Genomic DNA, 23008 nt, shown 5'->3' with positions numbered 1-23008 from the left:
CAGGAAAGATCCTACTCAAATTTGAGGTTATACCATTAAAAAGGTAATTTTTCGGGGAGACCCGGATGTTAAGAAATTACTTTTCATAAACTTTAATTTCTGATATGATTAAAGCGAAAAGAGTTTATATTATCCTAACAATAGCTTTTTATATTAGGAGGAACTTATTTGCTTAAATTTGAAGTGGAAAAGCGACTGCGTTTTTTTTCGCTGATACTTTTCCTGGCCTTTATTTTAAAATATAATTATTTGATGCTGCATATATTTTATGCACCATCTCTGACAGCGCTGATAATTAGAAATTTATTTTTTATCATATTTTACTTAAAATTTGTTGAGCCTCTGCTTATTTCTAAAAAGATAAGACAGAGGTTGTTTTTGATGCTGATAATTTTTACTATTTTTGTTTTATCTAACCACTGGTATAACCGTTATTTTGGTAATTTTCTAAGTATCAGTGATATTTTTGCAGGAGAGGGAACCGGTCAATTTTCAATGTATGAGGTTTTATTTACTCATATTTTTAAATACTGGGATGTTATTTTTATACTTGATATTGTGCTGCTTGGTATTACCGGCTTTAATTCTCTCCCGGATCTTAATCTAGTTAAGGACTGGGGTTTTTGGAAACTATCATTAAAAGAAATTCCCATCAAAAACACAACTGCTTTTGCGCTTATTATTTTACTATTACTGGTTCAGATAGTTGCAGGCAGTTATATAATGGGTGGCAAGAGCCCGGCAGAACTTTACCGATCAGGCAGCTCCTACTTAGCATCAGTTTATGGTATTTTACCATTATATACAATAGAGGCCTACAGTTATATAACCCGTGAGGAAGAAAAACCAAGACCGGAACTTAAAAATATTCCTTATTATAAAAAGCAAAGACAGCTCAGTGGGATCCAAAAACTTCCTGACAAAACAAATGTAATTCTAATTCAGGTGGAATCACTTGATGCAAAGGTTTTGGATTACAGCAAACAGGGAGAACAGATAACACCTTTTTTAAATAAGCTTAAAGATCAGAGTCTTTATTTTGAAAATTTCTATGCTCAGAAAGTTAACGGTAGTTTTGATGCGGACTTATCAACTCTTACTTCTTTATATCCCGTTAATCGCAGTTATGTTTTTAGAGATATTGATCTGAGTGCTTTTCAGTCTTTACCACTGCTGCTTAAGGAAAAAAATTATCAGACTCTTGCTTTTCACAATAATGATCGTAACTTTTTTAATCGGGCTGAAGCTTATCCAGATCTAGGCTTTGATCGTTTTTACAGTCAGAGATATTTTGAAGAAAATATCTACCCTGTACCTGAGGCAAGAGGACTGGGAGTCAATGATTATGATTATTTTAATCAGGCTGCAGAGATTATAAAAGAAAAAGCGGCAGCTGAGGAGCCATTTTTTGCTTATTTAATTTCACTAACCAGTCATACCCCTTTTAATTTTTATCCGAAAACAGCTGTTAAAGAATTTGCTGGAGTAAAAAATAACCTGGTTCAGAATTATTTTAGATCAATTAATTTTACAGATGCTGCAATTGAAAACTTCGTTAATAAACTTAAAGAAGCCGGGATAATGAAGAATACTCTGCTTGTTATTTATGCTGATCATGAGTCTGAAATTAAATCTATAGAATATGAATCAGACAGTGATTTTACTCTCTGGCGGAATGTAAAAGTTCCTTATCATATTCCTCTGATTATTAAACATCCAGAGATTAAAAATAGGATAATTAAGCGGGAAGGTACTACCACAGATATAGCCCCAACTGTACTTGATTTGCTTGGATATCAGGAATTACCCGATCAGTTTGTGGGCAGTTCATTATTTTTAGAAGAGGAAAATCCAATTTTATTTTTACACGAAACTCCACATCTGCTTAAAGATGGGCAGCTTTATATAAAAGAATTGGATCAAATAATTAAAGTGGGACATTTAAAAAATCAGGAAAAAGAAATAACATTTTCTGAGGCAAAAATAAATGAAATAACAGAAATAATTGATTATATGCGCAGTATTTTTATGATCAATCAGGGTGAGATATTTAAGGAGGTGGAATAATTAAATACTTTATAATTATTTCAACCATCATCTTAGTCTTTGCTTTTATATATTTTGAATTCTACTATTTAATTAGACCATCAAAACTGGGAAAAAAAATTATTGAAAACTATAATTTTGATTATCCGGTTCTGATAGCTCATCGGGGTGCTTCTTATGCTGCGCCTGAATCTACATTACCGGCAGTTAAAATAGCTTTGGAAAGTGGTGTGGATTATATAGAACTTGATGTCCAGAGAACCAAGGATGGCGAACTTGTTGTTTTTCATGATACAAATCTTCTTCGATTAACAGATGCCAGAAAAGTTTTTCCTGACAAGAAAAATTATGAACTTAAAAATTTTACCCTGGCAGAATTGAAAAAATTGAATTATGGTGCCTGGTTCAATGTCAAATATCCAGAACGGGCCCGGGATAGCTACAGTCAACTAACTATTTTAACTTTAGCTGAAGTTTTAGACTTTGTTGATCCGGTAAATACAGGGGTTGGACTCTTTCTGGAATTAAAAAGTCCTTATCTTTATGAAGAAATTGAAAAAGAAATTGTCGCTCTGCTGCAGAAAAAAGAAATATATGAGACTGCTGAAAAGAAACCTTATATATTATTTCTTTCTTTTTCTCCAGCAAGTTTAAAGCGGCTTTCAGAATTACGTCCGGAATCACCACGGATACTTTTAACCAGGAGAAATTTTGTTTCTCCAAAACGCTGGCGAGGCTGGCTGGAAATAACAGAAGAAGTAGCAGCTGGGATTGGTCCCAAAGGACATGTCAGTTTTCCCTGGTATATCGGAGCTGCCCATAAAAAAGGGTTATTTGTTTTTCCTTATGTAATTAATCGTTCCTGGCAGCTGAAGATTTTTTCCTGGTTTAGTGCTGATGGTTATATTACTGATCGCCCTGAAATGCTGGCTGATTTTTATAACAGGGTGCAGGAATTTGGAGAAAGTGTGGGAGAACTGGGAGAAAATATACTCGAAGAGGAAGAGGAAAAAAGTACTGATGATTCCAATCAGCAAAAAAAAAATAATTAATTACCCTATTTAATGGAATTATCCAAAAAGTTTATGATATAATTTAAATACTGGATATTTATAAAATGAAAACATTTTCAAGCTTAATTTTATTATATGTTTAGTGAATAATAATTTGAATTTATTTAAAAATCAGGAGGGTTAAATTATGCAGAATTTTACTTTTCAAAACACAACTAAAATAGTTTTTGGTCGGGATACAGAAGAAGAAGTGGGCCAATATACGGCAGAACATGGTTCCAAGGTGCTGCTGCATTATGGTGGAGGTAGTATAAAAAAATATGGAACCTATGATAAAGTGGTTGAATCACTCAAAAAAGCAGGAGTGGACTATGTAGAACTGGGTGGAGTTGAACCCAATCCAAAACTTTCTCTGGTTAAGGAAGGGATTAAGCTGGCCCGGGAAGAAAATGTAGATTTTATCCTGGCAGTTGGTGGAGGTAGTGTTATTGACTCTGCTAAAGCAATTTCTGTTGGTTATTTTTATGATGGTGATGTCTGGGACTTCTTTACTAGAGAAGCTGAAATAACTGAGGCTCTGCCAATTGGAGTTGTTCTGACTATTCCTGCTGCTGGAAGTGAATCCAGTGGGGCTTCTGTTGTAACAAAAATGGATGGAATGTATAAACGAGATATTGGCTCTGATTTAATCAGACCTCAATTTGCAATTATGAATCCTGAAATAACATTTACTTTACCAAATTATCAGACAGCCTGTGGAGCTGTAGATATTATGGCTCATATAATGGAAAGATATTTTACAAACACTGAGAATGTTGAGTTAACAGATAGATTATCAGAATCAGCTTTAAAAACTATTATTAAAAATGTGCCAGAAGTACTGAAAAATAATGAGGATTATGCGGCCAGAGCTGAAGTAATGTGGACAGGAACAATTGCTCATAATAATTTGCTTGGCACTGGTAGAGAAGAAGACTGGTCTTCCCATGGAATTGAACATGAATTGAGTGGAATTTATGATGTTGCCCATGGTGCAGGCCTGGCAGTTGTTTTTCCGGCCTGGATGGAATATGTGTATCAGCATGATTTAGAAAGATTTGCTCAATTTGCGGTTCGAGTCTGGGATGTAGATCCTGATTTTAAAGATCTGGAATGGACTGCTCGTCAGGGAATTAAAAAGACCAGAGAATTCTTTAAGTCAATTGGAATGCCGGTTACCCTGGAAGGTCTTGATGTTCCAGCTGATCGACTCGAAGAAATGGCAGAAAAGGCAACAGAAAATGGACCAATCGGTAACTTTGTTAAATTAGATACAGAAGATGTTTTAAATATTTATAAAAGTGCATTAAAGTAATGGCTGGAGGTGCCTAAATGCTGCAGAAAATATCTGCCTTTGTTTTTTTATTGATCGTCTGGTTTATCTTTGCAGGAAAAATAAGTGTTGATGTTTTAATAATAGGCAGTGCAGCTTCACTTCTGGTGACCCTTTTTTTTAGTGATATGTTATTCAGGGAAGTTCACCGTAGACTTCCCTGGTATCACTATTTACGTAAGCTGGCACTTATCTTATTATTTATTCCTGTGTTTTTTTATGAAGCAGTAACAGCTGCTTTAAAGGTTTCTAAACATGTTTTTGAAAAAAATCCTTCCTTTAATCCTGGAATTGTTAAAGTTAAGACTGAACTTACCGATATTACAGGCCTGAGTTTACTGGCCAATCTCATTACACTGACTCCAGGGACATTAACTCTCGACTATGACAGAAGCGAAAAAGCTTATTACATCCACTGGATTGATGTAGAAACAGTGGAAGAGGCGGAATTAAAAAAGAAAATAATTGCCCGTTTTGAGCGCTGGGTGGGAGTGATTTTTAGATGATTATTGGACTTGCTATTTTTTTTACCATACTTTCGGTCATTGTATCCTACCGGGTGGTAGTTGGTCCTACCATTACTGATAGGTTAATTGGTGCTGATACAATAGGAATTTTTATGTCTCTGGTAATGCTGATGATTGCTCTTGAATACGATATTTATCTTCTGGTTGATATTGTACTTGCCTATGCAGTCTTATTATTTATTGATATGCTGATTTATGCTAAATATTTTGAGCACGGGGAGCTGTATAGATAATGCCAATTAGATTAATAATCTCATATTTTTTAATGGGAACCGGTTCTGCTTTTGCTGTGGTAACCGTACTTGGATTACTTCGTTTTCCTGATGTCTATACCCGAATTCATGCCGGAGCAGTAGTACTGACTATTTCTGCGGTGCTGGTGACAATGGGGACTGCAATTTATGTCTGGAACTTTTTTTTGAGTGCGAAAATCGTTCTAATCGGAATCTTTTTTCTTTTTTCTAATCCAATGGCAACTCATGCAATCGCCCGGGCTTCTTATAAACGTCAGATTGCTTTACCAAAGGAGTATGAGATAGATGCCTATTCTGATTATTTAGGGAGAGATGACTAATGGCTGTACTGGAAGTTATTTTAGTAATTTTTTTAGTTTTTTCGGCTCTAATGGCTGTTCGCTTTGATGAAGAATTGATTTCTATAATTTTTTTATCTATTTTCTCCCTGATTTTAACAGCATTATATCTTTTGCATAAGGCTGCTGATGTAGCTCTGGCAGAGGCTGTAATTGGTGCTGGTTTGAATACAGCAATTTTTATGAGTGCAATCAGTCAGATAAGACACGGAGATTCTGACTGAAAACACAGCCGGGGGTGGTGAATTTGAATAAACTAATAAAAAAAATAATGAGCTTATTTATTCTGGCTGGTGTAACTTATGCACTTTATCAAAACTTTTCTCTAATGCCTGAGTACCAGGGATTAAATGAAGGGCTTTCCAGTTATATTATTGAATCAGGACTAAATGATACTGGCTCACTTAATTTAATTACTGCTGTACTATATGATTATCGAGCTTTCGATTCTCTGGGGGAAAGTACTGTTATTTTTGGTGCAGTTAGTGGAATAGTTCTTATTTTATCCCGCAAAATGCTTCCTGTTTCTTCTAAGGGATTGTCATTTATTGTTAAAAGAACTTTAGGGATTATGACTCCTTTTATAGCACTTTTTGGGCTTTATGTTATTACTCATGGTCATCTTACTCCTGGCGGAGGTTTTCAGGGAGGAGTAATACTGGCGGCAATTTCTATTATTTTTAGTATAGTATATGGTAGTGCCTTTGATTATCGCCGTTATAGTCCGCAAACTAAAACCGCTCTGGAAACAGGGGGAGCTATGATTTTTCTGGGACTGGGTTTGGCCGGAATTATTCTGGAGGGCGCATTTTTGCATAACCTTGGTTTTTTAACTGCCGAAACAGGGACTTTAATTTCTGCAGGTAGTATTCCCTATATAAACATTGGAGTAGGTTTTAAGGTTGGGGCAGGACTGGCTATTATTTTTTACAGTATGATTCAAAAAACTTTTGAGGAGGATTTTTAATGTTTAATAATTTAATTTTTATCATCCTCTTTATGCTTGGCTTTTATGCTCTGGTTATCAAAACTAATTTAATAAAAAATGTAATTGGATTAAATTTAATGGAAGCAGCTGTTTTCTTCTGGGTTATTTCATTTTCTGATATCGGAGGTAAAGTTTCCATTCATAAATTGGGAGAAGAAGTAACAAAGTTTAATGATCCTGTGCCTCAGGCCTTAACTTTAACAGGTATAGTAATTGGTGCCAGTACTGCGGCTCTGCTTTTAACTTTAATAATAGAATTAAATAAATTTAGTGGAACAATAGACAGAGACCAATTAGAGGGGCTGAATGACTGATGAGTTGGATGAACATTGAACTGATTTTGCTAATTGCTTTACCGGCTCTGACTGCAGTAATTATGTATTTCAGCAAATATTTTAAGCAGCGGCTTCGAAACTTTTTTGCAATTACAGGAGCCGGAATAGAACTTTATTTGATTTTTTCTTTATTTGTTGTAAATTATGAGGCTGTAAAAAAGTCTGATTTTTTTCTCCAGTATACTATTGGTTATCAGAATACACCCTTTGTAATAAATTTTGCTATGGATAATTTGAGCCTGCTATTTTCGTTAATAGTGACTGGAGCTGTATTTTTAATTGTTATCTTCTCGACTCAGTATATCAGAGACAAAGAACATAGATATTTTGCTCTCTTTTTTCTGGTTCTGGCTGCAATCCAGGGCAGTATTCTGACTGCTGATCTTTTTACCCTGTATTTATTTATTGAGACAATTACCATTTTTACAACGCCCCTAATTTCTTTTAAGAAAACCGAGGAAACAACCAGGGCAGCAATGCAGTATTTATTTTATGGGATTACCGGTGGGATCTTCTTTTTTATTTCCATGATCTTAATTTATTTTAAGCTGGGAACTCTTAAAATGGCAGCAGTAGCTGAATCATTTTCTTTAATCTCAGCTCCAATGCAGCTTACAATTATAATTTTCTTTCTGCTGGCTTTAATTATTAAGCTGGGAATTTTCCCGATTCATTTCTGGCTGCCTCGAGCTCACAGTGCCTGTCCTGCCCCAATAAGTGCTCTGCTTTCGGGTGTGCTTTTAAAAGTTTATCTTTACATATTTATGCGTTTATTCTGGACTATGATTTCCTTTGATTTTTTAGTTAATCTGCACCTTAATGCTTTTGTGCTTGATCTGGCCTTAGTTTCGAGTTTAATTGGCCATATTTTTGCCCTGCAGGCTGATAACTTAAAGAAAATGCTTGCTTATTCGAGTATTGGTCATATTGGCATGATTCTGGCTGTGCTGATGCTAAACACCGAAGCCGCTTTTTACGGAGGACTGCTGCATATTATTGCTCATTTATTGATGAAATCCGGACTTTTTTTAAGCAGTGGTTATTTACTGCAGAGAACTCTTTCTCATCACATAGATGATCTAAAAGGGATTGGTCATAAAAACAGACTGGTTTTTATTGCTTTTATTACTATCTGTCTGGGAACAATTGGTATGCCGCCTTTAATAGGTTTTGTCAGCAAATGGTATGTGCTGCTTGCTTTTTTAAAAGCCAGGCATTTTTTTGGGGCATTTGTGGTTGGGGCAGGAAGTATAATTGCTCTTATCTATTATTTGCGCTATATCTCGCAGGCCTATGAGACAGTTAAATCTGAGAGTCTTAGTTTAAAGGAAGAATTTTTTTCACTAAGAGAAATTTTTAATTCGACAAATATTATGAAAACCGTTATCTATATTTTTACCCTGCTGGTTATTTTCTTCGGGCTGAGTTATCAATTATTTGAATTACCAGTTAATACAGCTATTTTTGAACTATTAAATCCGCAGAAATATATTGAGCTTGTTCTGGGAGGTTGATTAATGGATATTAAAATTTTATTTTTGATTTTGGTACCTCTGGGTACAGCCTTTTTAATACCTTTTATCGATCTGATAAATGCTAAATTAAGGCGCTTTTTTGTTCTGCTGGGGATATTACTGGAATCATATTTAATTATAAGTATTATAATAAATAATTATCAGAGCCTTAAAAGTGGTGATTTCTTCCTGCAGTATTATCTTGGAGGCTGGCAGCCACCTATTGGTATTTCTCTGGCGATGGATGCTCTAAGTCTTGTTTTTGCTGTGATTACAGCTTTGAGTCTTTTTCTGATTGTTATTTATTCGATTGGTTATATAGGTCATCATGAGGGGAAATATTATGTATTATATTTTTTAATCGCTGCAGCCTCAATGGGCGCTATTTTAACAGCCGATATGTTTAATATTTATGTCTTTATCGAAATGCTAACTATTACTTCTGGAGCACTAATTGGTTTTAAAAGAAGCCAGGAAGCAAGTGCTGCAGCAATTAAATATTTAATTTATAATGTTTTAGCAGGACTACTTTTTTTCCTGGGAGTACTGCTCATTTATTTTAATCTGGGAACCCTAAATATGGCAGATATTTCTCAGAATTTTGCCAGTCTGGAAAGTGGAATTCAGCTATTTATAACAGCTATTTTTCTAACAGCTATTTTAATTAAGATGGGAGTTTTTCCCTTCTTATTCTGGCTTCCCAAAAGTTATGATACTGCTCCATCACCGGTAACTGCTGTTTTATCAGGGGTACTTTCAAAAGTTTATCTTTATATTTTTATCAGGATTTTCTGGACAGTTATAGGTTTTAAAACTTTAGAAGCTTTGAATTTAAATATATTACTGCTTGATCTGGCACTTTTTTCTTCATTTTTAGGTCATCTTTTTGCTCTGCAGTCAGATAATATTAAGCGGCTTTTAGGATATTCCAGCATAGGCCATATTGGGATGATAACTGCGGTAATTATGCTTAATACAGAAGCTGGGTTTTATGGAGGTATTTTGCATATAATTAGTCATATGTTTATGAAGGCCGGCCTTTTTGTTGCCTGTGGTTATTTGCTTCAGTATACTCGCTCTCATGCCTATCGGGATTTTAAAGGGGTTGGGATTAGAAACCGCTCAGTTTTTATTGCTTTTATTGCTCTGCTTTTAAGTATGATTGGGATGCCACCCCTGCTGGGGTTTGCCAGTAAATGGTATGTATTGATGGCTTTTTTAGAAGCACGTAGTTATTTTGGTGCTTTTATAGTTATTTTTGGAAGTCTGACAGCTGTAATTTATTATCTGCGTTATATTGCCAAGGGTTTTGAAGAAATCAAACTGACAGAAGATGATTTAAAAGAGGAAATTTACAGCAGGCCCCTTTTATCTGTTCTTTACAGAGAAAAAATAGTCAGTTTTATTACTTATGCCTATACAGCAATAATTATTGGTTTTGGACTTGGGTTTAGATTTTTTGATTTACCGCTTAGAATGTCAATTGAAAGTGTAATGAATGTAGAAAGATATATAGAATTAGTACTGGGAGGTTAAATTATGGCTGTTATCTGGCAGCAGTTTCTGTCGAGTTTTCAATTTGATAGTTATTTTCCTCTGCTGGCTGAAGTAGGAGTTATTTTAACTCTGATGACAGCTCTGGCAGCCTGGAATTATATAAAAGAAAATAAATTCTGGTATTATATTTTAACATTTGTGTATCTTTTAAGTTCGCTGGTTGTAATTCTTACAAATGACTGGTTCTTCTTTCTTTTTGCCTGGGAGATGGTAACTCTGGCTACAACCTTTATGCTGGCCTGGAGTGACTGGAAACTGGTTCGTCAGTATTTTGTAATTCAATTCAGCGGCAGCAGTATTCTTCTTTTTGGAGCTCTGGCAGCTAATGCATTTGGTTATGCAAAAATTGGAGCAATTAATTCTATACCTCTGCAGTTTTTATTGATTATGGGAATTGGAATGAAGAGTGGTCTCTTTTTATTTCATTTCTGGCTGCCTCCAATTCATTCAGAAGCACCGGCACCTGTGAGTGCAATTTTGTCCGGCTGGGTTGTTAAACTGGGCTATATATTTTTGCTAAAGATTATTCCACTGGAGCAGGGCAATACCTTTCTATTTTTGTTGGGGCTGGCGATGGTTATTTATGCTGGCTGGCAGGCTCTGCGTTCTGCTGATTTGAAGATTATGCTGGCCTATTCTACAGTAAGTCAGCTGGGATTTATTGCTCTGGCCATTGGTACAGGTGGTAAATATGCTTTTTATGGAGCAGTATTACATATTATCGCCCATGGTTTTGCCAAAACAACTCTTTTTATCAGCAGTGGTATTTGGCAGAAGGAATATGGAACTCGAATCATTTATGATTTTAGAGATGCTTTGAGCCGCAGGCCAATTACTTCAGCAGCTACAATTTTAAGTTTTTTTTCTCTCGGTGCTGTTGTTTTTACTGCTGGCTATAACAGTAAATATTTAATTAAATCTGCTCAAAATGCGGGATTACTCTCAACAGTGGTCTTTTTTCTGCTTGGTCTGTTAAGTTTTCTCTATGCAGGTAGAGTTATTTACTGGCTCTTTATTAAGGATCAAGATTACAGCAATTTTATTAAAGATCTAAAAAGCGGCTTTAACCATTATCAAATTTATACTCATGATATTTTAGCGCTTTTAATTGGCATGGTGGGTATTATAGGGATCGGTTTTTGGCCGGAACTGCCAGGTAATATTCTGACAGCTTTAGTAGAAAAAGATTTTCATCTGGTAAGTGGGCTGCGGGATACTCTGGTTTATTTAGTCATTTCTGCTTATCTTTTTTATAATAACAGAGGTTTTAAAGTTGAAGCACGCAACAATTTATCCCTGGAAAACTATCTGCAGTTATTCTTAAACTTTGTTTATGGATTAAGCCGTCGGAGTGTTCGCTTTGATACAGAAAAAATATTTGAAACATTTTTTTATAATGCAATTTTTAACGCTTCTCGTCAACTACATGACTTTATCTATCAGGATTTTACAATCCAGCTTTTATGGATTCCTATTTTTTTAACTGTGCTTTTACTCTGGCAGCAGATCTATAGTTATTTTTAAACCTGATTATTTTTATTATTTAAACTATCTAAATATATACTTTTAGTTGTAAACAGCAGAAAAGTTCAAAATTAATTATAGAAAAAATTTAATTAGAGAGGAGAGATAGTAATGGATGTTGTTTTAGAAGGATTATTAGAGGCGATAGAGGATGAAATTGCCGCTCAAGAAAAATATCAGTATTTAAAGCAGCAGACTGATGATCCCAAAGCTAAAGCGCTATTTGAACAGTTAATCAAAGATGAAAAAGGGCATGAAAAACTTCTGCGTTCTCGCTATGAAGCTTTAAAAGATCATCTGCAGGATAAGTAGTTTTATTTTAATCAGCTCGATTAAATTTTAAACTGTAAAAAAGATAAAACAAAAAATATATAAACTTGCAAAAAATTATAAAATTAGCTATAATCAGATTATAATAGTAATTATTCTCAATTAATAGTTGGGGGGAGCTGGTATTTTGTTGCAGTCAAAAATTGAGTTAAATAAATTAGGTGATTTACCCGATTCTGAAATGAGGTTGAGTGAGCTTTTTATTACTTTATCCAGTGCTTTAGATATGGGAAGTTATAAACTGCTTGATCATTCACAGAGAGTTGCCTATATTGCTTTAGAGATAGCAAAAGTATTGGAACTTGGTTCAGAAGATATTAATAAACTTTTGTTAGCAGCTTTAATTCATGATATTGGTATAGTTGATCATGAAAATAAAGAAAGAGCTCAAAATCTTTTTCAGGTAGAGTTGGGTCTTGCTGAATCTCACTGTAAACTGGGGGCAGAATTAACTCAAAAATTAACTTTTATACCTGAACTGGCTGAGATTATTTATTATCATCATCATAAATGGGATGGTAAAAATTTTGATCAGCTTAAAAAAAATAAGATTCCTCTTGCCAGCAGAATTATTCATCTAGCTGACAGAATTGAGGCTTATATTGATCCGGATGTCTTTATCTTAAATCAGGTCGAAAATATTATTAGAGCAGTAAAATCTAAGTCAGCAAGCTGGTTTGATCCAGAGCTAACAAGAGCTTTTTCTATAATTGCCCAAAAGGAATCATTCTGGTTAAATTTAAAAGTAAAAGAATATAAAAATATTTTAACAAAATGGGGTAAAAAAACAAAAGTAAGCATTAATTTAAGTAACCTTGAATCCATGGCGAGTATTGTTGCACATTTGATCGATAGAGTGAGTCCCTTTACCTCTCGTCACAGCTCAGGTGTGGCTACAATTGCTGCCATGATTACTAATGAGCTTGGATATAGTTTGAGAGAGCAGCGGGCAATTAGAATAGCTGGTCTTTTTCATGATTTAGGAAAATTAATTGTTCCCAATAAAATTATTGAAAAAAAGGAAGAACTTACAACCTCGGAATTTAAAGTGGTTAAACAGCATACATTTTATACTTATCAATTATTAAATAAAATTAAGGGGTTGGGCAGTATTCCTGAGTGGGCAGCTTTTCATCACGAACGGCTTGATGGTACAGGTTATCCCTTTAGAATTAAAGGAGATGGTTTAAATACCGGAAGCAGAATTATGGCAGTCAGCGATGTTTTCCAGGCTCTAACTGAAGATAGACCCTATCGGCCTGCTTTTTCTATTTCGAAAGCTTTAAGCATCATTGATGAGATGCAGCAGAAAGCAAAACTAGATGGCGAAATTATTTCTGTTTTAAAAAATGCCATATAAATTTAAATAAGATTTAGAATTAAAAATGGGGGGAGATTAAGAATGGAAACTAAAACAGATATTATTGATAATAATCAGGTTATGATTAGTCCAGTGGGAAATATTGATTTTTCAAATTCTCAGCAATTAAAAGATGAGCTGCTGGAATTGTTTGAGCAGGATTATAAAAAGGTTGTGATTGATTTTTCAGAGGTGGAGAGTATTGACAGCTCTGGTTTGGGGAAGTTATTGCTTTTTCATAAAAGATTAAAGGAAAAGGATGGGACTCTTATTATTAGGAATGTAAAGAGCGATTATATTAAAAATATGTTTGAAATGATTCATTTAAATAAGGTTATTGAAATTGAGGATTAGGCATAATTTTAAATTAAGCTCTTGCAATTGAAATTAAAAGAATAAAAATAGGAGTTGAAGTAATGAAGAATAATGAAGCTGGAGTTCAAAAAGATAAAAAAGAATTTCATTTTGAACTGGAAAGCAGAAAAAAAGCTGTCTGTGAATTTCAGGCTGTGATTTATAAACTTCTTCCAAATTCCATCAGCTCTGATATATTTGCTATGGCCTTACATGAGATTATTATGAATGCTGCAGAACATGGAAATCAGCTAAATCCAGAAAAAGAGATAGATATTGACCTGAAAATTACCGGAGAATATATTGCTGCTGTGGTAAAAGATCAGGGAACAGGATTTAACTGGCGCCAAAAAATCAGCCAGAATTTTGATATCGGTAGAGATAGTGAGAGAGGCAGGGGTATTATGATGACTGATAGGGGTTGTGACAGTTTTTATTATAATCAAAAAGGTAACAAAGCATATTTATTAAAAAAAATTAATTTATGAAAATCAATTTATTCTAACTGCAGAAATTTTAGCTGTAGAAACTAAATTGATTTTTTAACTTTTAAATTATATACTTAAGTCTATCAGTACTTTTTTCTTAAAATAGAGAATTAAAGGATGGGCTTTATGAATCAATCATTATTGTTTTTGACAGTATTAATGCTTATTGCTTTGGGGGTTTTTCTGGTAGTGAAACTGGTTTTTTTAAAGAAAGAAGTTAAGCAGCTAAAATTTAAAGAAGAAAAAAGTTATCAGCTTTTAAAAGAAAAGGAAAATATAATTGAAGAATTGGAAACAAATATAAAATTGAAACTTGAGAAAGCCAGAAATATACATCAGCGGATGCTGCCCGATAAACTTGCTGAACCTGATGATTATTTTATCAGTGATTACTATCAACCAGCCGAATATATCGGTGGTGATTATTACAATATTTTCAAGATTGATCACGGCGCACTGGATCCATTTTTTGATCAGTATTTAGTTTATTTTTTTGATGTTTCAGGCCACGGGATTGACAGCACACTTTTATCGATTTTTGTTAATGAAAGCATTGAAAATTATTTTAAGCTGCGTCACAGTCCTGGTGAAAAAATTTCGACTTCTGAATTAATGAATTATATTGATCAGCGTTATCAAAAAGAAGGATTTCCAGATGATTATCTGGTTTGTTTATTTATAGCTGTTCTCGATATAAAGAAAAATAAATTAAGTTACAGCAGTGGAGGTTTTCAGTATCCAATTTACAAGCTGGATAATAATAATAAACTGACTGAGATTAATATTGGTGGGCTACCAATTTCGACAGCTCTGGGAGCTATTGAAAGTGAGCGCAAAGAACACAGTATTAATTTTGAAAAAAATACAACTCTGATTCTTTCTACTGATGGCCTACTGGAACAGAGTAATGGTTCTGGAATTTATTTTAAGCAGCTGCAGAAAATTTTAGACAAATATAAATTTTTACCGGCACCTTTTTTAAATGATTTAATTCGCAGTGATTTTTACAATTTTACTGGTGATAATCCTGGTAAAGATGATATAACTTATCTTTTGCTGGAAAGGCCGGAGGGAGAAATTATAAATTTTAGTCTTGATCAGGAAAATGCAGAAACAAAAAAGACTGAAATTATGGAATTTTTAAATCAGAATCTTTGGTCCGGACACAGTCAGCTTAAAACACTTAAAAAAATAATTATTAATCAGCTAAAAAACCTGGACTCTGAAGTTAAAGTGAAAGCAATTAACAATCAGCAGCTTTTGATGTTTGGACTGGAAAAAGAAAACAATGATAGTGGCTGGGAAACTCTGTTGAAAAATTTCCCGGATTTAACTTCTATTGCTGAGATGGATATAAATTTGAATGGTAATAGCACTGCTGATATTTTATTTAATCAAGCTGAAATTTACTTTAGCCACAGCAGCTTAAATAATAGGATTTTTATTATGCTGATCAAAGAGGATAATCTAAACTTAAATTAAAATTTTTAATCTTAATTAGGACAGCCAAAACAAATATAAAAAGGGGTGTTAGTATTGTTAGAAGAATCTTTAGAAATGCAGGTAGAAGAAAATACAGCTGTTTTGAAATTAGATGGAGAAGTAATTTTTGATAATTCGAATCAGCTCAAGGAAAACGCAAAGCAAAAACTGTCTCAAAATAAAGATATTTCCAGATTAATTATTGATCTTTCGCGTGTTCCTTATCTTGATAGTTCCGGAGTAGGAGTTCTTTTATCATTATTTAAATTTATGAGAAGTAGAGAAGGATCTTTGTTTATTGCGGAACCGAATGAAAAAATCAAACGGGTTTTTGATGTTACAAAAATGACTGAGATAATTCCTGTTTATAACAGTCTGGAAGAAGCTGTAACTCAAAACTAAAATAGAGCTGGGGTGTTTTAAATGCAGAAGCCAGAGTTAGAAGAAAAATTTAAAATTGGCTGTAAAGCAGCAGAGATTTCTCAACTTATAGAAAAAATATTTATGGTGATTGAGGGGTCTAGCATATCAGCTGAGGAGCTTAAATTTAATCTAGAAATAGCTGCTCGTGAAATGCTGGCAAATGCAATTGAACATGGCTGTGCTTTAGCTGCAGAAAAGTCTAGTAGGACAGAAAAAATGGGGATTAAAGTTATGTTAAAGGTCAGTGGGAAAACACTTAAGCTGACAGTGGAAGATCCTGGCCCTGGTTTTGACTGGGTAAAATATGATTTAGAAACAATGCCTGTCTTTGAGGAAAAAGGTCGAGGATTAAAAATGATTTATCAGGTTTCAGATCAGCTCAAATTTAATTCTACAGGAAATGAGATTACAGCAATTTTTAAGGTCTGATCGAAAAATATAAAATTAGATAAAAAATAAAGAGATTTAATAAACGGGGGGAAGAAAGTGCTAAAAAAAATTAAGGGTTCTATGTTTGCAAAATTTGCTCTATCTTTTTTAATTATTATTATTTTATTTGCCGCAGCCAGTTATATTGAATACCATTATTCTCATCGAGTAATTGAGATGGAAGAAGAAGTTATGGATATGCAGAGTTTTCAATTAGAGCTGGCCAATTTAGAGATTGATCATCATCTCTGGATGATCAGTCTTTATGATATGATGATTGGAGGACCGGCACCTGAATTGGGGGATCATACAGAATGTAATCTGGGTCAGTGGTATTATAGTATTACCCCAGAAGATTATTTTAAAGAACCATATCAGGCAATGGAAGCTCCACATAAACATTTACATCAGCACGGTCAGGAAGTTGTTGCTTTATTTAAAGCAGGTCAGGTGGAAGAAGCACAGAGGGTTTTTAATCAAGATATTAAACCGGATCTAAAACTGGTTCGAGAACATTTAAGTGAGATGATAAGTTTAACTGAGACAGAAATTGATCAGCTCAAAGCTGAAAAAGCAGAAATGATGGTTTTTTCTGATAAAATATTCTTTACAGTTACAGTAATTACCCTGCTGTTATCAGCATTAATAGCCTGGATTTTAACCAGAACAACCGTTGGTCCCATTAATCAGCTGGTTGAGCAGGCTGATAAAGTTGCTGAAGGAGATTTGAGAAACAAGGTTGAAAGCAAAAAGACAGATGAACTTGGAACTTTAGTCACTGCTTTTAATAAAATGATTGATACCCTGCGTGATCTGGTTTATAATATTGATGATAATACAGATGCTGTTGTGACAGCTGTTAAGGATCTAAATTCAGTTTCTAAAGATACCGGACGCAGTGCAGAAGATATTGCACAGAGTATGACAGAAGTTGCTGAAGGCAGTGAGGCTATAGGCAGTGAAGTCAATGAAGTTAAGGATGTTGCAAAACAGCTTAATCAGGAAGGTAAAACTTTAAAGAAAAATACAGAAGAAAGTTTAAAAATGGCAGATCTGTCTGCAGAATCAGCCGAAAAGGGACAGCAGGCAATCAGGCAGGCAATCAGTCAGCTGGATGTAGTCAGTGAAACAGTTAACTTTGCAACCGAGGCTATAGAAAAGCTGGGCAAACGCTCAAAAGAAATAGGCGATATGGTGGCAATGATTGAAGGAATTTCTTCTCAAACTAATTTACTGGCCCTAAATGCAGCAATTGAGGCTGCCAGAGCAGGAGAAAAGGGAAGAGGATTTTCAGTTGTAGCTGAAGAAGTGCGAGAACTGGCAGAAGAGTCTTCGGAAGTAACAACTCAGATTAGTTCTTTGATTGAAGATATTCAATCGGAGACAACTGCAACTGTCAATTCTATGGATACTAATATTGAAGAAGTGAATAAACAAATTCAGATTATTAACGAAGCGGGAGATTCTTTAGAAGAGATGGTTACTGCTTCCGAAAAGACCACCAAAAAAGTAAGAGATATGCACGAATTTGCAGATTACCTTGATGAAATTATTGATACGATTAATAATGCTGTTGATAATGTTGGTGGTGCTATTGAAAATAACTCTGCCAGTGCCGAAGAGGTTTCAGCTCTGGCTGAAGAACAGAGTGCAACAGTGGAAGAAATCTCTGCTTCTGCAGATGAATTAGAGAATATGGCAAATCATTTACAATCATTAATTAAAAAATTTGAGGTTAAATAAAATGAAAGAACAAAACTTGAGTCAGAAAATAAAAGAAAAGGCAGCCGCTGTTGAAGAAAGAATAATTGAGCTCCGACACCAAATTCATCAGAATCCAGAACTTTCCTTTGCGGAAAAAGAAACCGCTGCTTTAGCAGCGGCAGAAATGAAAAGGCTGGGTTTTGAGGTTAGAGAAAATATTTTTGGCACAGGTGTTACTGCTACTTTTAGAAATAGCAGTAATACTAATGCAAAAACTCTTTTAATCAGGGCTGATATGGATGCTCTACCTGTTGAAGAAAACAATAAGCTTGAGTTTAAATCAAAAAAAGAAGGAGTTATGCATGCCTGTGGACATGATGGACATACTGCTATTTTAATTGGGACTGCAATGGTACTAAAAGAAATGGCCGCAGATTTTAATGGTAACTTAAAATTTCTGTTTCAACCGGGAGAGGAAACTTCCGGTGGAGCTGAGGGCATGATTAAAGAAGGAGTACTTAAAAATCCTGATGTTGACGCAGCATTAGGGCTGCATCTCTGGGGCAGCACTCCCGAAGGAGTGGTAGAATATAAAAGTGGGCCCTTTATGGCTTCACCTGACCGTTTTGATCTTAAAATTATAGGTAGAGGTGGCCATGCTGCCCGTCCTCAGAACACAATTGATCCAATTCCAATTGGTGCTGAAATAATTTCTGCTCTGCAGACAATTGTCAGTCGCCGGATTGACCCTCTAGAATCAGCTGTTATTTCTGTCTGTAATTTTGAAGCTGGCAGTACTCATAATGTAATTCCTGATCAGGCAGTACTTAAGGCTACAGTTCGATCTCTAAAAAGTGAAGTTCGGGAAGAACTGGCAGCAAGTATAGAAAAAGTAATTAAAAATATCTGTAATATTTATGGTGCTGATTATGATTTTAATTATATTTTTGGTTATCCACCGGTAGTTAATAATCTGGGGATGACTGAGATTCTGGCTGAGGCTGCAGCTAAAGTGCTTGGTGAAAATCGAGTCAGAGAAAAAGAGAAAGCAGAAATGGGAGGAGAGGATTTTTCCTATTTTGGGCTAAAAGTTCCCTCAGTATTTTATTACCTGGGAATCGCCCCTGAAGATGAGATAATTAATCATCATCAGTCTGATTTTAAATTTAATGATTCAGTTTTAAAAGATGGTGTTGCAGTGATGGCTCAGACTGCATTTGATTTTTTCTCTTCTTAGAAGTATAAGCATAAAAGCCGGGTGAAATAGTAAAAAAAGATAGTAAGTTTAGATTTAATTGGGTTAACTGGTGCTGGAGGGAGCTAAATATTAATGAGACAGAATAAAACTATTTTAATAGTTGATGATAGCGAATTGAATATTAAGATCTTAAGTGATATATTAAAAGAAAAGTCTTATCGAATTGCTCTAGCAAGAAGTGGAAAGGCAGCCTTAGAATTTGTAAAAATGAAAAAACCAGATTTGATCCTGCTCGATATTTTGATGCCCGAAATTGATGGTTTTGAGGTCTGCACCAGATTGAAAGCCAATCCTGAGACCAGACAGATTCCAATTATATTTATTAGTGGCCTTGATAAGAGTGAGCATATTGTCAGAGGATTTAAAGCAGGAGCGGTTGATTATATTGTAAAACCTTTTCAAAAAGAAGTTGTTCTGGCCCGGGTTAATACTCATCTAAAGTTAAATGAAACCCGGCAAAAGTTGAAGCGGAAAAACAGGAAATTAAAGGATCTTTTAAATGAGGTAGAATATTTATCTTTTCATGATGACATGACAGGGTTATATAACCGCAGATATTTTGAAAATGAACTGGACAGGTTGGATGCATCTCGACGTTTACCAATTACTCTTTTAGTGGCAGATATGGATAACTTAAAAATTGTTAATGATAATTACGGCCACAAAATGGGTGATATGTATATTAAAGCAGCAGCGGAGGTTCTGGAAAAATCAAGCAGGAATGAAGATATAGTTGCCAGGATTGGTGGAGATGAGTTTGCAATCATTTTACCGGAGACAGATTTCAGGACAGCAGAAAAAATATATCAGCGGATAAAATTTAATCAGAGAAAGTATAACCAGCAGCGGGAGCTGGTTGAATGTCTTAATATTTCTCTTGGTTTTGCTGTTAAAACTAAAAGTGAACAGAATTTGGACCAGATATTTAAAAAGGCAGACAAAATGATGTATAATAATAAGGGGAAGAGAATTTATTCAAGTTAGAGAACTGAGTCAATGAGCAGCGAGTATTGAGTAAAAATGGAGGCATAGATATGGATTATATTAAAAAATCACTTAAGCTGGAAAATGTTTGTTATGATATTAGAGGTCCTGTGCTTGATGAGGCGACCCGTCTGGAAGAAGAGGGATACAATATTTATAAATTAAATATTGGCAATACAGCTCCCTTTGGCTTTAATGCTCCAGATGAAATTATTCATGATGTAATGTATAACCTGAAAAATGCACAGGGATACTGTGAATCAAAAGGTATTTTTCCGGCCCGCAAAGCAGTAATGCAATATTATCAGAAAAAAGGAATTATGGATGTAGAAATTGACGATATATATATTGGTAATGGAGTCAGTGAACTAATTACTATGGCTATGCAGGGGCTTTTGGATAACGGTGATGAAGTATTGATTCCGATGCCTGATTACCCTCTCTGGACGGCTTCGGTAAATCTAGCTGGTGGTAAAGCTGTTCACTATCTTTGTGATGAGCAGTCTAAATGGTATCCAGACCTTGATGATATTCGTTCCAAGGTTAATACCAATACCAAAGCAATTGTGATTATTAATCCCAATAATCCAACTGGAGCAAATTATCCGGAAGAAATTTTAGAGGGGATTATAGAAATCGCAAAAGAAAATGAGCTAATTATTTACAGTGATGAGATCTATGAAAAAATAACATATAATGGTGCCGAACACACTTCGATAGCTACTTTAACTGAAGATGTGCTGGTGGTTACTTTCAGTGGTCTTTCTAAATCGCACCGGGTTCCTGGATTTCGAGCTGGCTGGATGATGCTTAGTGGTCAGAAGTATCATGCAGAAAGCTATATTGAAGGACTAAATATGCTTTCTTCTATGCGGCTTTGCAGTAATGTTCCCTCTCAATATGCAATTCAGACTTCACTGGGTGGATATCAGAGTATTGATGATCTGGTGCTGCCGGGAGGAAGGCTTAAGGATCAGCGTGATCTGGCCTATAAAATGCTGACAGATATACCTGGCATTAGCTGTGTTAAACCAGAAGCCGGTCTTTATTTATTTCCTAAAGTTGATACAGAGAGGTTCAACATTACAAATGATGAGCGATTTATTCTTGATTTCTTAACTCAGGAGAAGGTTCTTTTAGTTCAGGGTAGTGGTTTTAATTGGCCGGAACCCAATCACTTCAGGCTGGTCTTTTTACCACCTGAGGAGGATTTGAAAATTGCTATTGGTAGGCTGGAGAAATTTTTAAGCAGTTACAAGCAGTAATTATTAAAAATTATTAGATGATTATCAGCAGACCCTTTCTCTGGTTTTTTTCCACTGCAATTTAAATAAATTTGATTATCAATCTGCAGGAGATATTTTGATTAGGAATTATTATTTTTTAAATTTCATTCAGGAAAGGGGAGACTGGGAGATGAAAAAAGTACTTGCTTTAGTGGGAGATTATTATCATCCTTCCGATTATTTAAAACAGGCTTTAAAGATGATAATAAAAAAGAACTATCATCTGGATATTTACAGTAATCATCAGGAGATTAACTGGGATGGGTTGATGGAGTATGATGTTTTGATTTTAGCAACCTGGGGTAAGATAAATGATCCGGAAGATGAGGCTTACTGGCTGGATGAATACCATGAAAAAAGAATTGATCAGTTTCTGGCTGAAGGAGGTAAGCTGTTTTTAGTTCATTCGGGCACTGCAAGTTATCCTGAGGACAGTTTATTTAGAAAAATTGCCGGGGGACACTTTATTGAGCACCCGGAAGATCATCCAGAGATGACACTGCGGACAGTAGTTGAAAATCCACTGACCAGAGGGATTAAAGATTTTCAAATAAAAGATGAGCAGTATTTTATGGAAATTGACCAGGAAGAAGTTGAAGTCTTCTTAAAAGCTGTAAGTAAAGAATTTGGAGAAAGCACAGCCGGCTGGATGAAGGATTATAAAAATGGAAAAGTAATAGTGCTAACACCGGGTCACAGTCTGGAAGTTTTTGAAGAAAAAATGATGCAGAAATTGATTAATAATATCTTAGAATTATAATCTAAATATTTATTTATATTTATACTCTTTGGCTTAAATTGCTATTAGGTGTCAGGATGTCAGTGTTGTTGATCTCTGTCAGGAGAAAGGAGTATAAAATGAAATCTTTAGCAGAAAAGATTGAAAAAATTGTTGAGGCTGATTTTGATGTGCATCATATATTTAAGGAAATTGTGCAGAGTAGATCTGTTTTCACCCGGGATGAAGAAATTATTGATCTGTTATTTATTAAAAGAGAGCACTTAAATGAACGGGTCGAAGCTTCTCCTATTTTTTCGGCGGCTAAAATTTTAGTTGCTACAACTCATGGGCTGGTTTATGCGGAAGAGGGATTTAAGGAGATTAGCGATAAATATCTTGGATATAAAATGAAGCATATTTATTATGACAAGATAAGTGCTCTGGAGCTTGATCTCTGTCTTTTACAGGGTAAGTTTGAGGTTATAACTTCTTCGTCTATTGAACCCGAAATTGTGGTTGAGTTTAATACTGCTAATTACTATCAGCAGTTTGAGGAATTTGTTAAAATAATTCGAAAAGAACGAATTGGTTATAATCATAAAAATTGAGCAATTAAATCAAAAGCCCTTCCAAGTTTTGTGATATGATCCCCTTCTGATAGACAGATTAAATAATATAATTCTGTTTATCAGAAAGGGGATTTTTTATGTCTGAAGAACAC

At 34.8% G+C, this 23008-nt stretch carries 25 protein-coding genes; all 25 read left to right on the top strand.

The annotated features are described in order from the left end of the window. The first annotated feature begins 168 nt into the window (after nt 1-168). Nucleotides 169-2067 carry an LTA synthase family protein gene (locus DFR80_RS04765; protein WP_233493724.1) on the top strand — a complete coding sequence of 633 codons (1899 nt, stop codon included), beginning with the start codon at nt 169-171 and terminating at the stop codon, nt 2065-2067. Further along, on the top strand, nt 2064-3098 hold the full coding sequence (locus DFR80_RS04760) for a glycerophosphodiester phosphodiesterase family protein (protein WP_369862605.1): 1035 nt from the start codon (nt 2064-2066) through the stop codon (nt 3096-3098). The genes DFR80_RS04765 and DFR80_RS04760 overlap by 4 nt, the downstream gene beginning before the upstream one ends. 148 nt (nt 3099-3246) lie before the next feature. Continuing rightward, nucleotides 3247-4413, top strand: coding sequence for an iron-containing alcohol dehydrogenase (locus DFR80_RS04755; protein WP_076544221.1), 1167 nt, complete (start codon nt 3247-3249; stop codon nt 4411-4413). Nucleotides 4414-4430: 17 nt separating this feature from the next. Next, nucleotides 4431-4937 (top strand): Na+/H+ antiporter subunit E, encoded by a 507-nt coding sequence (locus DFR80_RS04750; RefSeq protein ID WP_076544222.1) that lies wholly within the window; start codon nt 4431-4433, stop codon nt 4935-4937. Beyond that, complete coding sequence (locus tag DFR80_RS04745) at nt 4934-5191, top strand: monovalent cation/H+ antiporter complex subunit F (RefSeq protein ID WP_076544223.1); 258 nt, start codon at nt 4934-4936, stop codon at nt 5189-5191. The genes DFR80_RS04750 and DFR80_RS04745 overlap by 4 nt, the downstream gene beginning before the upstream one ends. Further along, complete coding sequence (mnhG, locus tag DFR80_RS04740; RefSeq protein ID WP_076544224.1) at nt 5191-5532, top strand: monovalent cation/H(+) antiporter subunit G; 342 nt, start codon at nt 5191-5193, stop codon at nt 5530-5532. Before DFR80_RS04745 ends, mnhG begins: the two co-directional genes overlap by 1 nt. Beyond that, the gene (locus DFR80_RS04735) at nt 5532-5774 is read left to right on the top strand and encodes a hydrogenase subunit MbhD domain-containing protein (protein ID WP_076544225.1); all 243 of its coding nucleotides are present in this window, start codon (nt 5532-5534) and stop codon (nt 5772-5774) included. The genes mnhG and DFR80_RS04735 overlap by 1 nt, the downstream gene beginning before the upstream one ends. A gap of 47 nt (nt 5775-5821) precedes the next feature. Beyond that, a complete protein-coding gene (gene mbhE / locus DFR80_RS04730; protein WP_233493721.1) occupies nt 5822-6517 on the top strand; it encodes a hydrogen gas-evolving membrane-bound hydrogenase subunit E in 696 nt (231 codons plus the stop codon). After that, nucleotides 6517-6852 carry a sodium:proton antiporter gene (locus DFR80_RS04725; protein ID WP_076544227.1) on the top strand — a complete coding sequence of 112 codons (336 nt, stop codon included), beginning with the start codon at nt 6517-6519 and terminating at the stop codon, nt 6850-6852. The genes mbhE and DFR80_RS04725 overlap by 1 nt, the downstream gene beginning before the upstream one ends. A gap of 8 nt (nt 6853-6860) precedes the next feature. After that, entirely contained in the window at nt 6861-8387 is a 1527-nt protein-coding gene (locus DFR80_RS04720; RefSeq protein WP_076544330.1) for a complex I subunit 5 family protein, read from the top strand. A gap of 3 nt (nt 8388-8390) precedes the next feature. After that, complete coding sequence (locus DFR80_RS04715; protein ID WP_114489339.1) at nt 8391-9923, top strand: complex I subunit 5 family protein; 1533 nt, start codon at nt 8391-8393, stop codon at nt 9921-9923. Between the two features lie 3 nt (nt 9924-9926). Continuing rightward, nucleotides 9927-11468: a complex I subunit 5 family protein gene (locus DFR80_RS04710; protein ID WP_114489338.1), complete on the top strand. Its 1542-nt coding sequence runs from the start codon at nt 9927-9929 to the stop codon at nt 11466-11468. A 111-nt stretch (nt 11469-11579) separates the two neighbouring features. Further along, a complete protein-coding gene (locus DFR80_RS04705; protein WP_114489337.1) occupies nt 11580-11780 on the top strand; it encodes a ferritin family protein in 201 nt (66 codons plus the stop codon). 148 nt (nt 11781-11928) lie between these two features. Then, a complete protein-coding gene (locus tag DFR80_RS04700) occupies nt 11929-13158 on the top strand; it encodes an HD-GYP domain-containing protein (protein ID WP_147270170.1) in 1230 nt (409 codons plus the stop codon). A 42-nt stretch (nt 13159-13200) separates the two neighbouring features. Continuing rightward, the gene (locus tag DFR80_RS04695; protein ID WP_114489335.1) at nt 13201-13512 is read left to right on the top strand and encodes an STAS domain-containing protein; all 312 of its coding nucleotides are present in this window, start codon (nt 13201-13203) and stop codon (nt 13510-13512) included. 62 nt (nt 13513-13574) lie between these two features. After that, nucleotides 13575-14000, top strand: a complete 426-nt coding sequence (locus tag DFR80_RS04690; RefSeq protein ID WP_114489334.1) for an ATP-binding protein — start codon at nt 13575-13577, stop codon at nt 13998-14000. Nucleotides 14001-14126: 126 nt separating this feature from the next. Further along, nucleotides 14127-15482, top strand: coding sequence for a PP2C family protein-serine/threonine phosphatase (locus DFR80_RS04685; protein ID WP_158537679.1), 1356 nt, complete (start codon nt 14127-14129; stop codon nt 15480-15482). Nucleotides 15483-15536: 54 nt separating this feature from the next. Further along, nucleotides 15537-15884: an STAS domain-containing protein gene (locus DFR80_RS04680; RefSeq protein ID WP_114489332.1), complete on the top strand. Its 348-nt coding sequence runs from the start codon at nt 15537-15539 to the stop codon at nt 15882-15884. 21 nt (nt 15885-15905) lie between these two features. Next, nucleotides 15906-16334 (top strand): ATP-binding protein, encoded by a 429-nt coding sequence (locus tag DFR80_RS04675; protein ID WP_114489331.1) that lies wholly within the window; start codon nt 15906-15908, stop codon nt 16332-16334. A 57-nt stretch (nt 16335-16391) separates the two neighbouring features. Next, nucleotides 16392-18077: a methyl-accepting chemotaxis protein gene (locus tag DFR80_RS04670; protein ID WP_114489330.1), complete on the top strand. Its 1686-nt coding sequence runs from the start codon at nt 16392-16394 to the stop codon at nt 18075-18077. Nucleotide 18078: 1 nt separating this feature from the next. Further along, nucleotides 18079-19275: a M20 family metallopeptidase gene (locus tag DFR80_RS04665; protein ID WP_114489329.1), complete on the top strand. Its 1197-nt coding sequence runs from the start codon at nt 18079-18081 to the stop codon at nt 19273-19275. 93 nt (nt 19276-19368) lie between these two features. Next, entirely contained in the window at nt 19369-20280 is a 912-nt protein-coding gene (locus DFR80_RS04660; protein ID WP_114489328.1) for a diguanylate cyclase, read from the top strand. Between the two features lie 50 nt (nt 20281-20330). Then, nucleotides 20331-21545, top strand: a complete 1215-nt coding sequence (locus DFR80_RS04655; RefSeq protein ID WP_114489327.1) for a pyridoxal phosphate-dependent aminotransferase — start codon at nt 20331-20333, stop codon at nt 21543-21545. Nucleotides 21546-21696: 151 nt separating this feature from the next. After that, nucleotides 21697-22326 (top strand): ThuA domain-containing protein, encoded by a 630-nt coding sequence (locus DFR80_RS04650; RefSeq protein ID WP_147270169.1) that lies wholly within the window; start codon nt 21697-21699, stop codon nt 22324-22326. Between the two features lie 98 nt (nt 22327-22424). Beyond that, entirely contained in the window at nt 22425-22895 is a 471-nt protein-coding gene (locus DFR80_RS04645) for a hypothetical protein (protein ID WP_114489325.1), read from the top strand. Nucleotides 22896-23008 lie beyond the last annotated feature (113 nt).

It is taken from the genome of Halanaerobium sp. ST460_2HS_T2 (assembly GCF_003337665.1).
GTDB lineage: Bacteria > Bacillota > Halanaerobiia > Halanaerobiales > Halanaerobiaceae > Halanaerobium > Halanaerobium kushneri.
The sequence above is the reverse complement of the archived record's forward strand: the minus strand, read 5'-3'. Positions and strand labels throughout refer to the sequence as shown.

What these genes read in the sequence shown, in the direction of transcription:
- DFR80_RS04725 (WP_076544227.1), top strand. Translation starts at nt 6,517, where the DNA reads ATGTTTAATAATTTAATTTTTATCATCCTCTTTATGCTTGGCTTTTAT.
- DFR80_RS04665 (WP_114489329.1), top strand. Translation starts at nt 18,079, where the DNA reads ATGAAAGAACAAAACTTGAGTCAGAAAATAAAAGAAAAGGCAGCCGCT.
- DFR80_RS04695 (WP_114489335.1), top strand. Translation starts at nt 13,201, where the DNA reads ATGGAAACTAAAACAGATATTATTGATAATAATCAGGTTATGATTAGT.
- DFR80_RS04735 (WP_076544225.1), top strand. Translation starts at nt 5,532, where the DNA reads ATGGCTGTACTGGAAGTTATTTTAGTAATTTTTTTAGTTTTTTCGGCT.
- DFR80_RS04705 (WP_114489337.1), top strand. Translation starts at nt 11,580, where the DNA reads ATGGATGTTGTTTTAGAAGGATTATTAGAGGCGATAGAGGATGAAATT.
- DFR80_RS04710 (WP_114489338.1), top strand. Translation starts at nt 9,927, where the DNA reads ATGGCTGTTATCTGGCAGCAGTTTCTGTCGAGTTTTCAATTTGATAGT.
- mnhG (WP_076544224.1), top strand. Translation starts at nt 5,191, where the DNA reads ATGCCAATTAGATTAATAATCTCATATTTTTTAATGGGAACCGGTTCT.
- DFR80_RS04750 (WP_076544222.1), top strand. Translation starts at nt 4,431, where the DNA reads ATGCTGCAGAAAATATCTGCCTTTGTTTTTTTATTGATCGTCTGGTTT.
- DFR80_RS04660 (WP_114489328.1), top strand. Translation starts at nt 19,369, where the DNA reads ATGAGACAGAATAAAACTATTTTAATAGTTGATGATAGCGAATTGAAT.
- DFR80_RS04645 (WP_114489325.1), top strand. Translation starts at nt 22,425, where the DNA reads ATGAAATCTTTAGCAGAAAAGATTGAAAAAATTGTTGAGGCTGATTTT.
- DFR80_RS04755 (WP_076544221.1), top strand. Translation starts at nt 3,247, where the DNA reads ATGCAGAATTTTACTTTTCAAAACACAACTAAAATAGTTTTTGGTCGG.
- DFR80_RS04655 (WP_114489327.1), top strand. Translation starts at nt 20,331, where the DNA reads ATGGATTATATTAAAAAATCACTTAAGCTGGAAAATGTTTGTTATGAT.
- DFR80_RS04675 (WP_114489331.1), top strand. Translation starts at nt 15,906, where the DNA reads ATGCAGAAGCCAGAGTTAGAAGAAAAATTTAAAATTGGCTGTAAAGCA.
- DFR80_RS04690 (WP_114489334.1), top strand. Translation starts at nt 13,575, where the DNA reads ATGAAGAATAATGAAGCTGGAGTTCAAAAAGATAAAAAAGAATTTCAT.
- DFR80_RS04650 (WP_147270169.1), top strand. Translation starts at nt 21,697, where the DNA reads ATGAAAAAAGTACTTGCTTTAGTGGGAGATTATTATCATCCTTCCGAT.
- DFR80_RS04720 (WP_076544330.1), top strand. Translation starts at nt 6,861, where the DNA reads ATGAACATTGAACTGATTTTGCTAATTGCTTTACCGGCTCTGACTGCA.
- DFR80_RS04745 (WP_076544223.1), top strand. Translation starts at nt 4,934, where the DNA reads ATGATTATTGGACTTGCTATTTTTTTTACCATACTTTCGGTCATTGTA.
- DFR80_RS04715 (WP_114489339.1), top strand. Translation starts at nt 8,391, where the DNA reads ATGGATATTAAAATTTTATTTTTGATTTTGGTACCTCTGGGTACAGCC.
- mbhE (WP_233493721.1), top strand. Translation starts at nt 5,822, where the DNA reads ATGAGCTTATTTATTCTGGCTGGTGTAACTTATGCACTTTATCAAAAC.
- DFR80_RS04685 (WP_158537679.1), top strand. Translation starts at nt 14,127, where the DNA reads ATGAATCAATCATTATTGTTTTTGACAGTATTAATGCTTATTGCTTTG.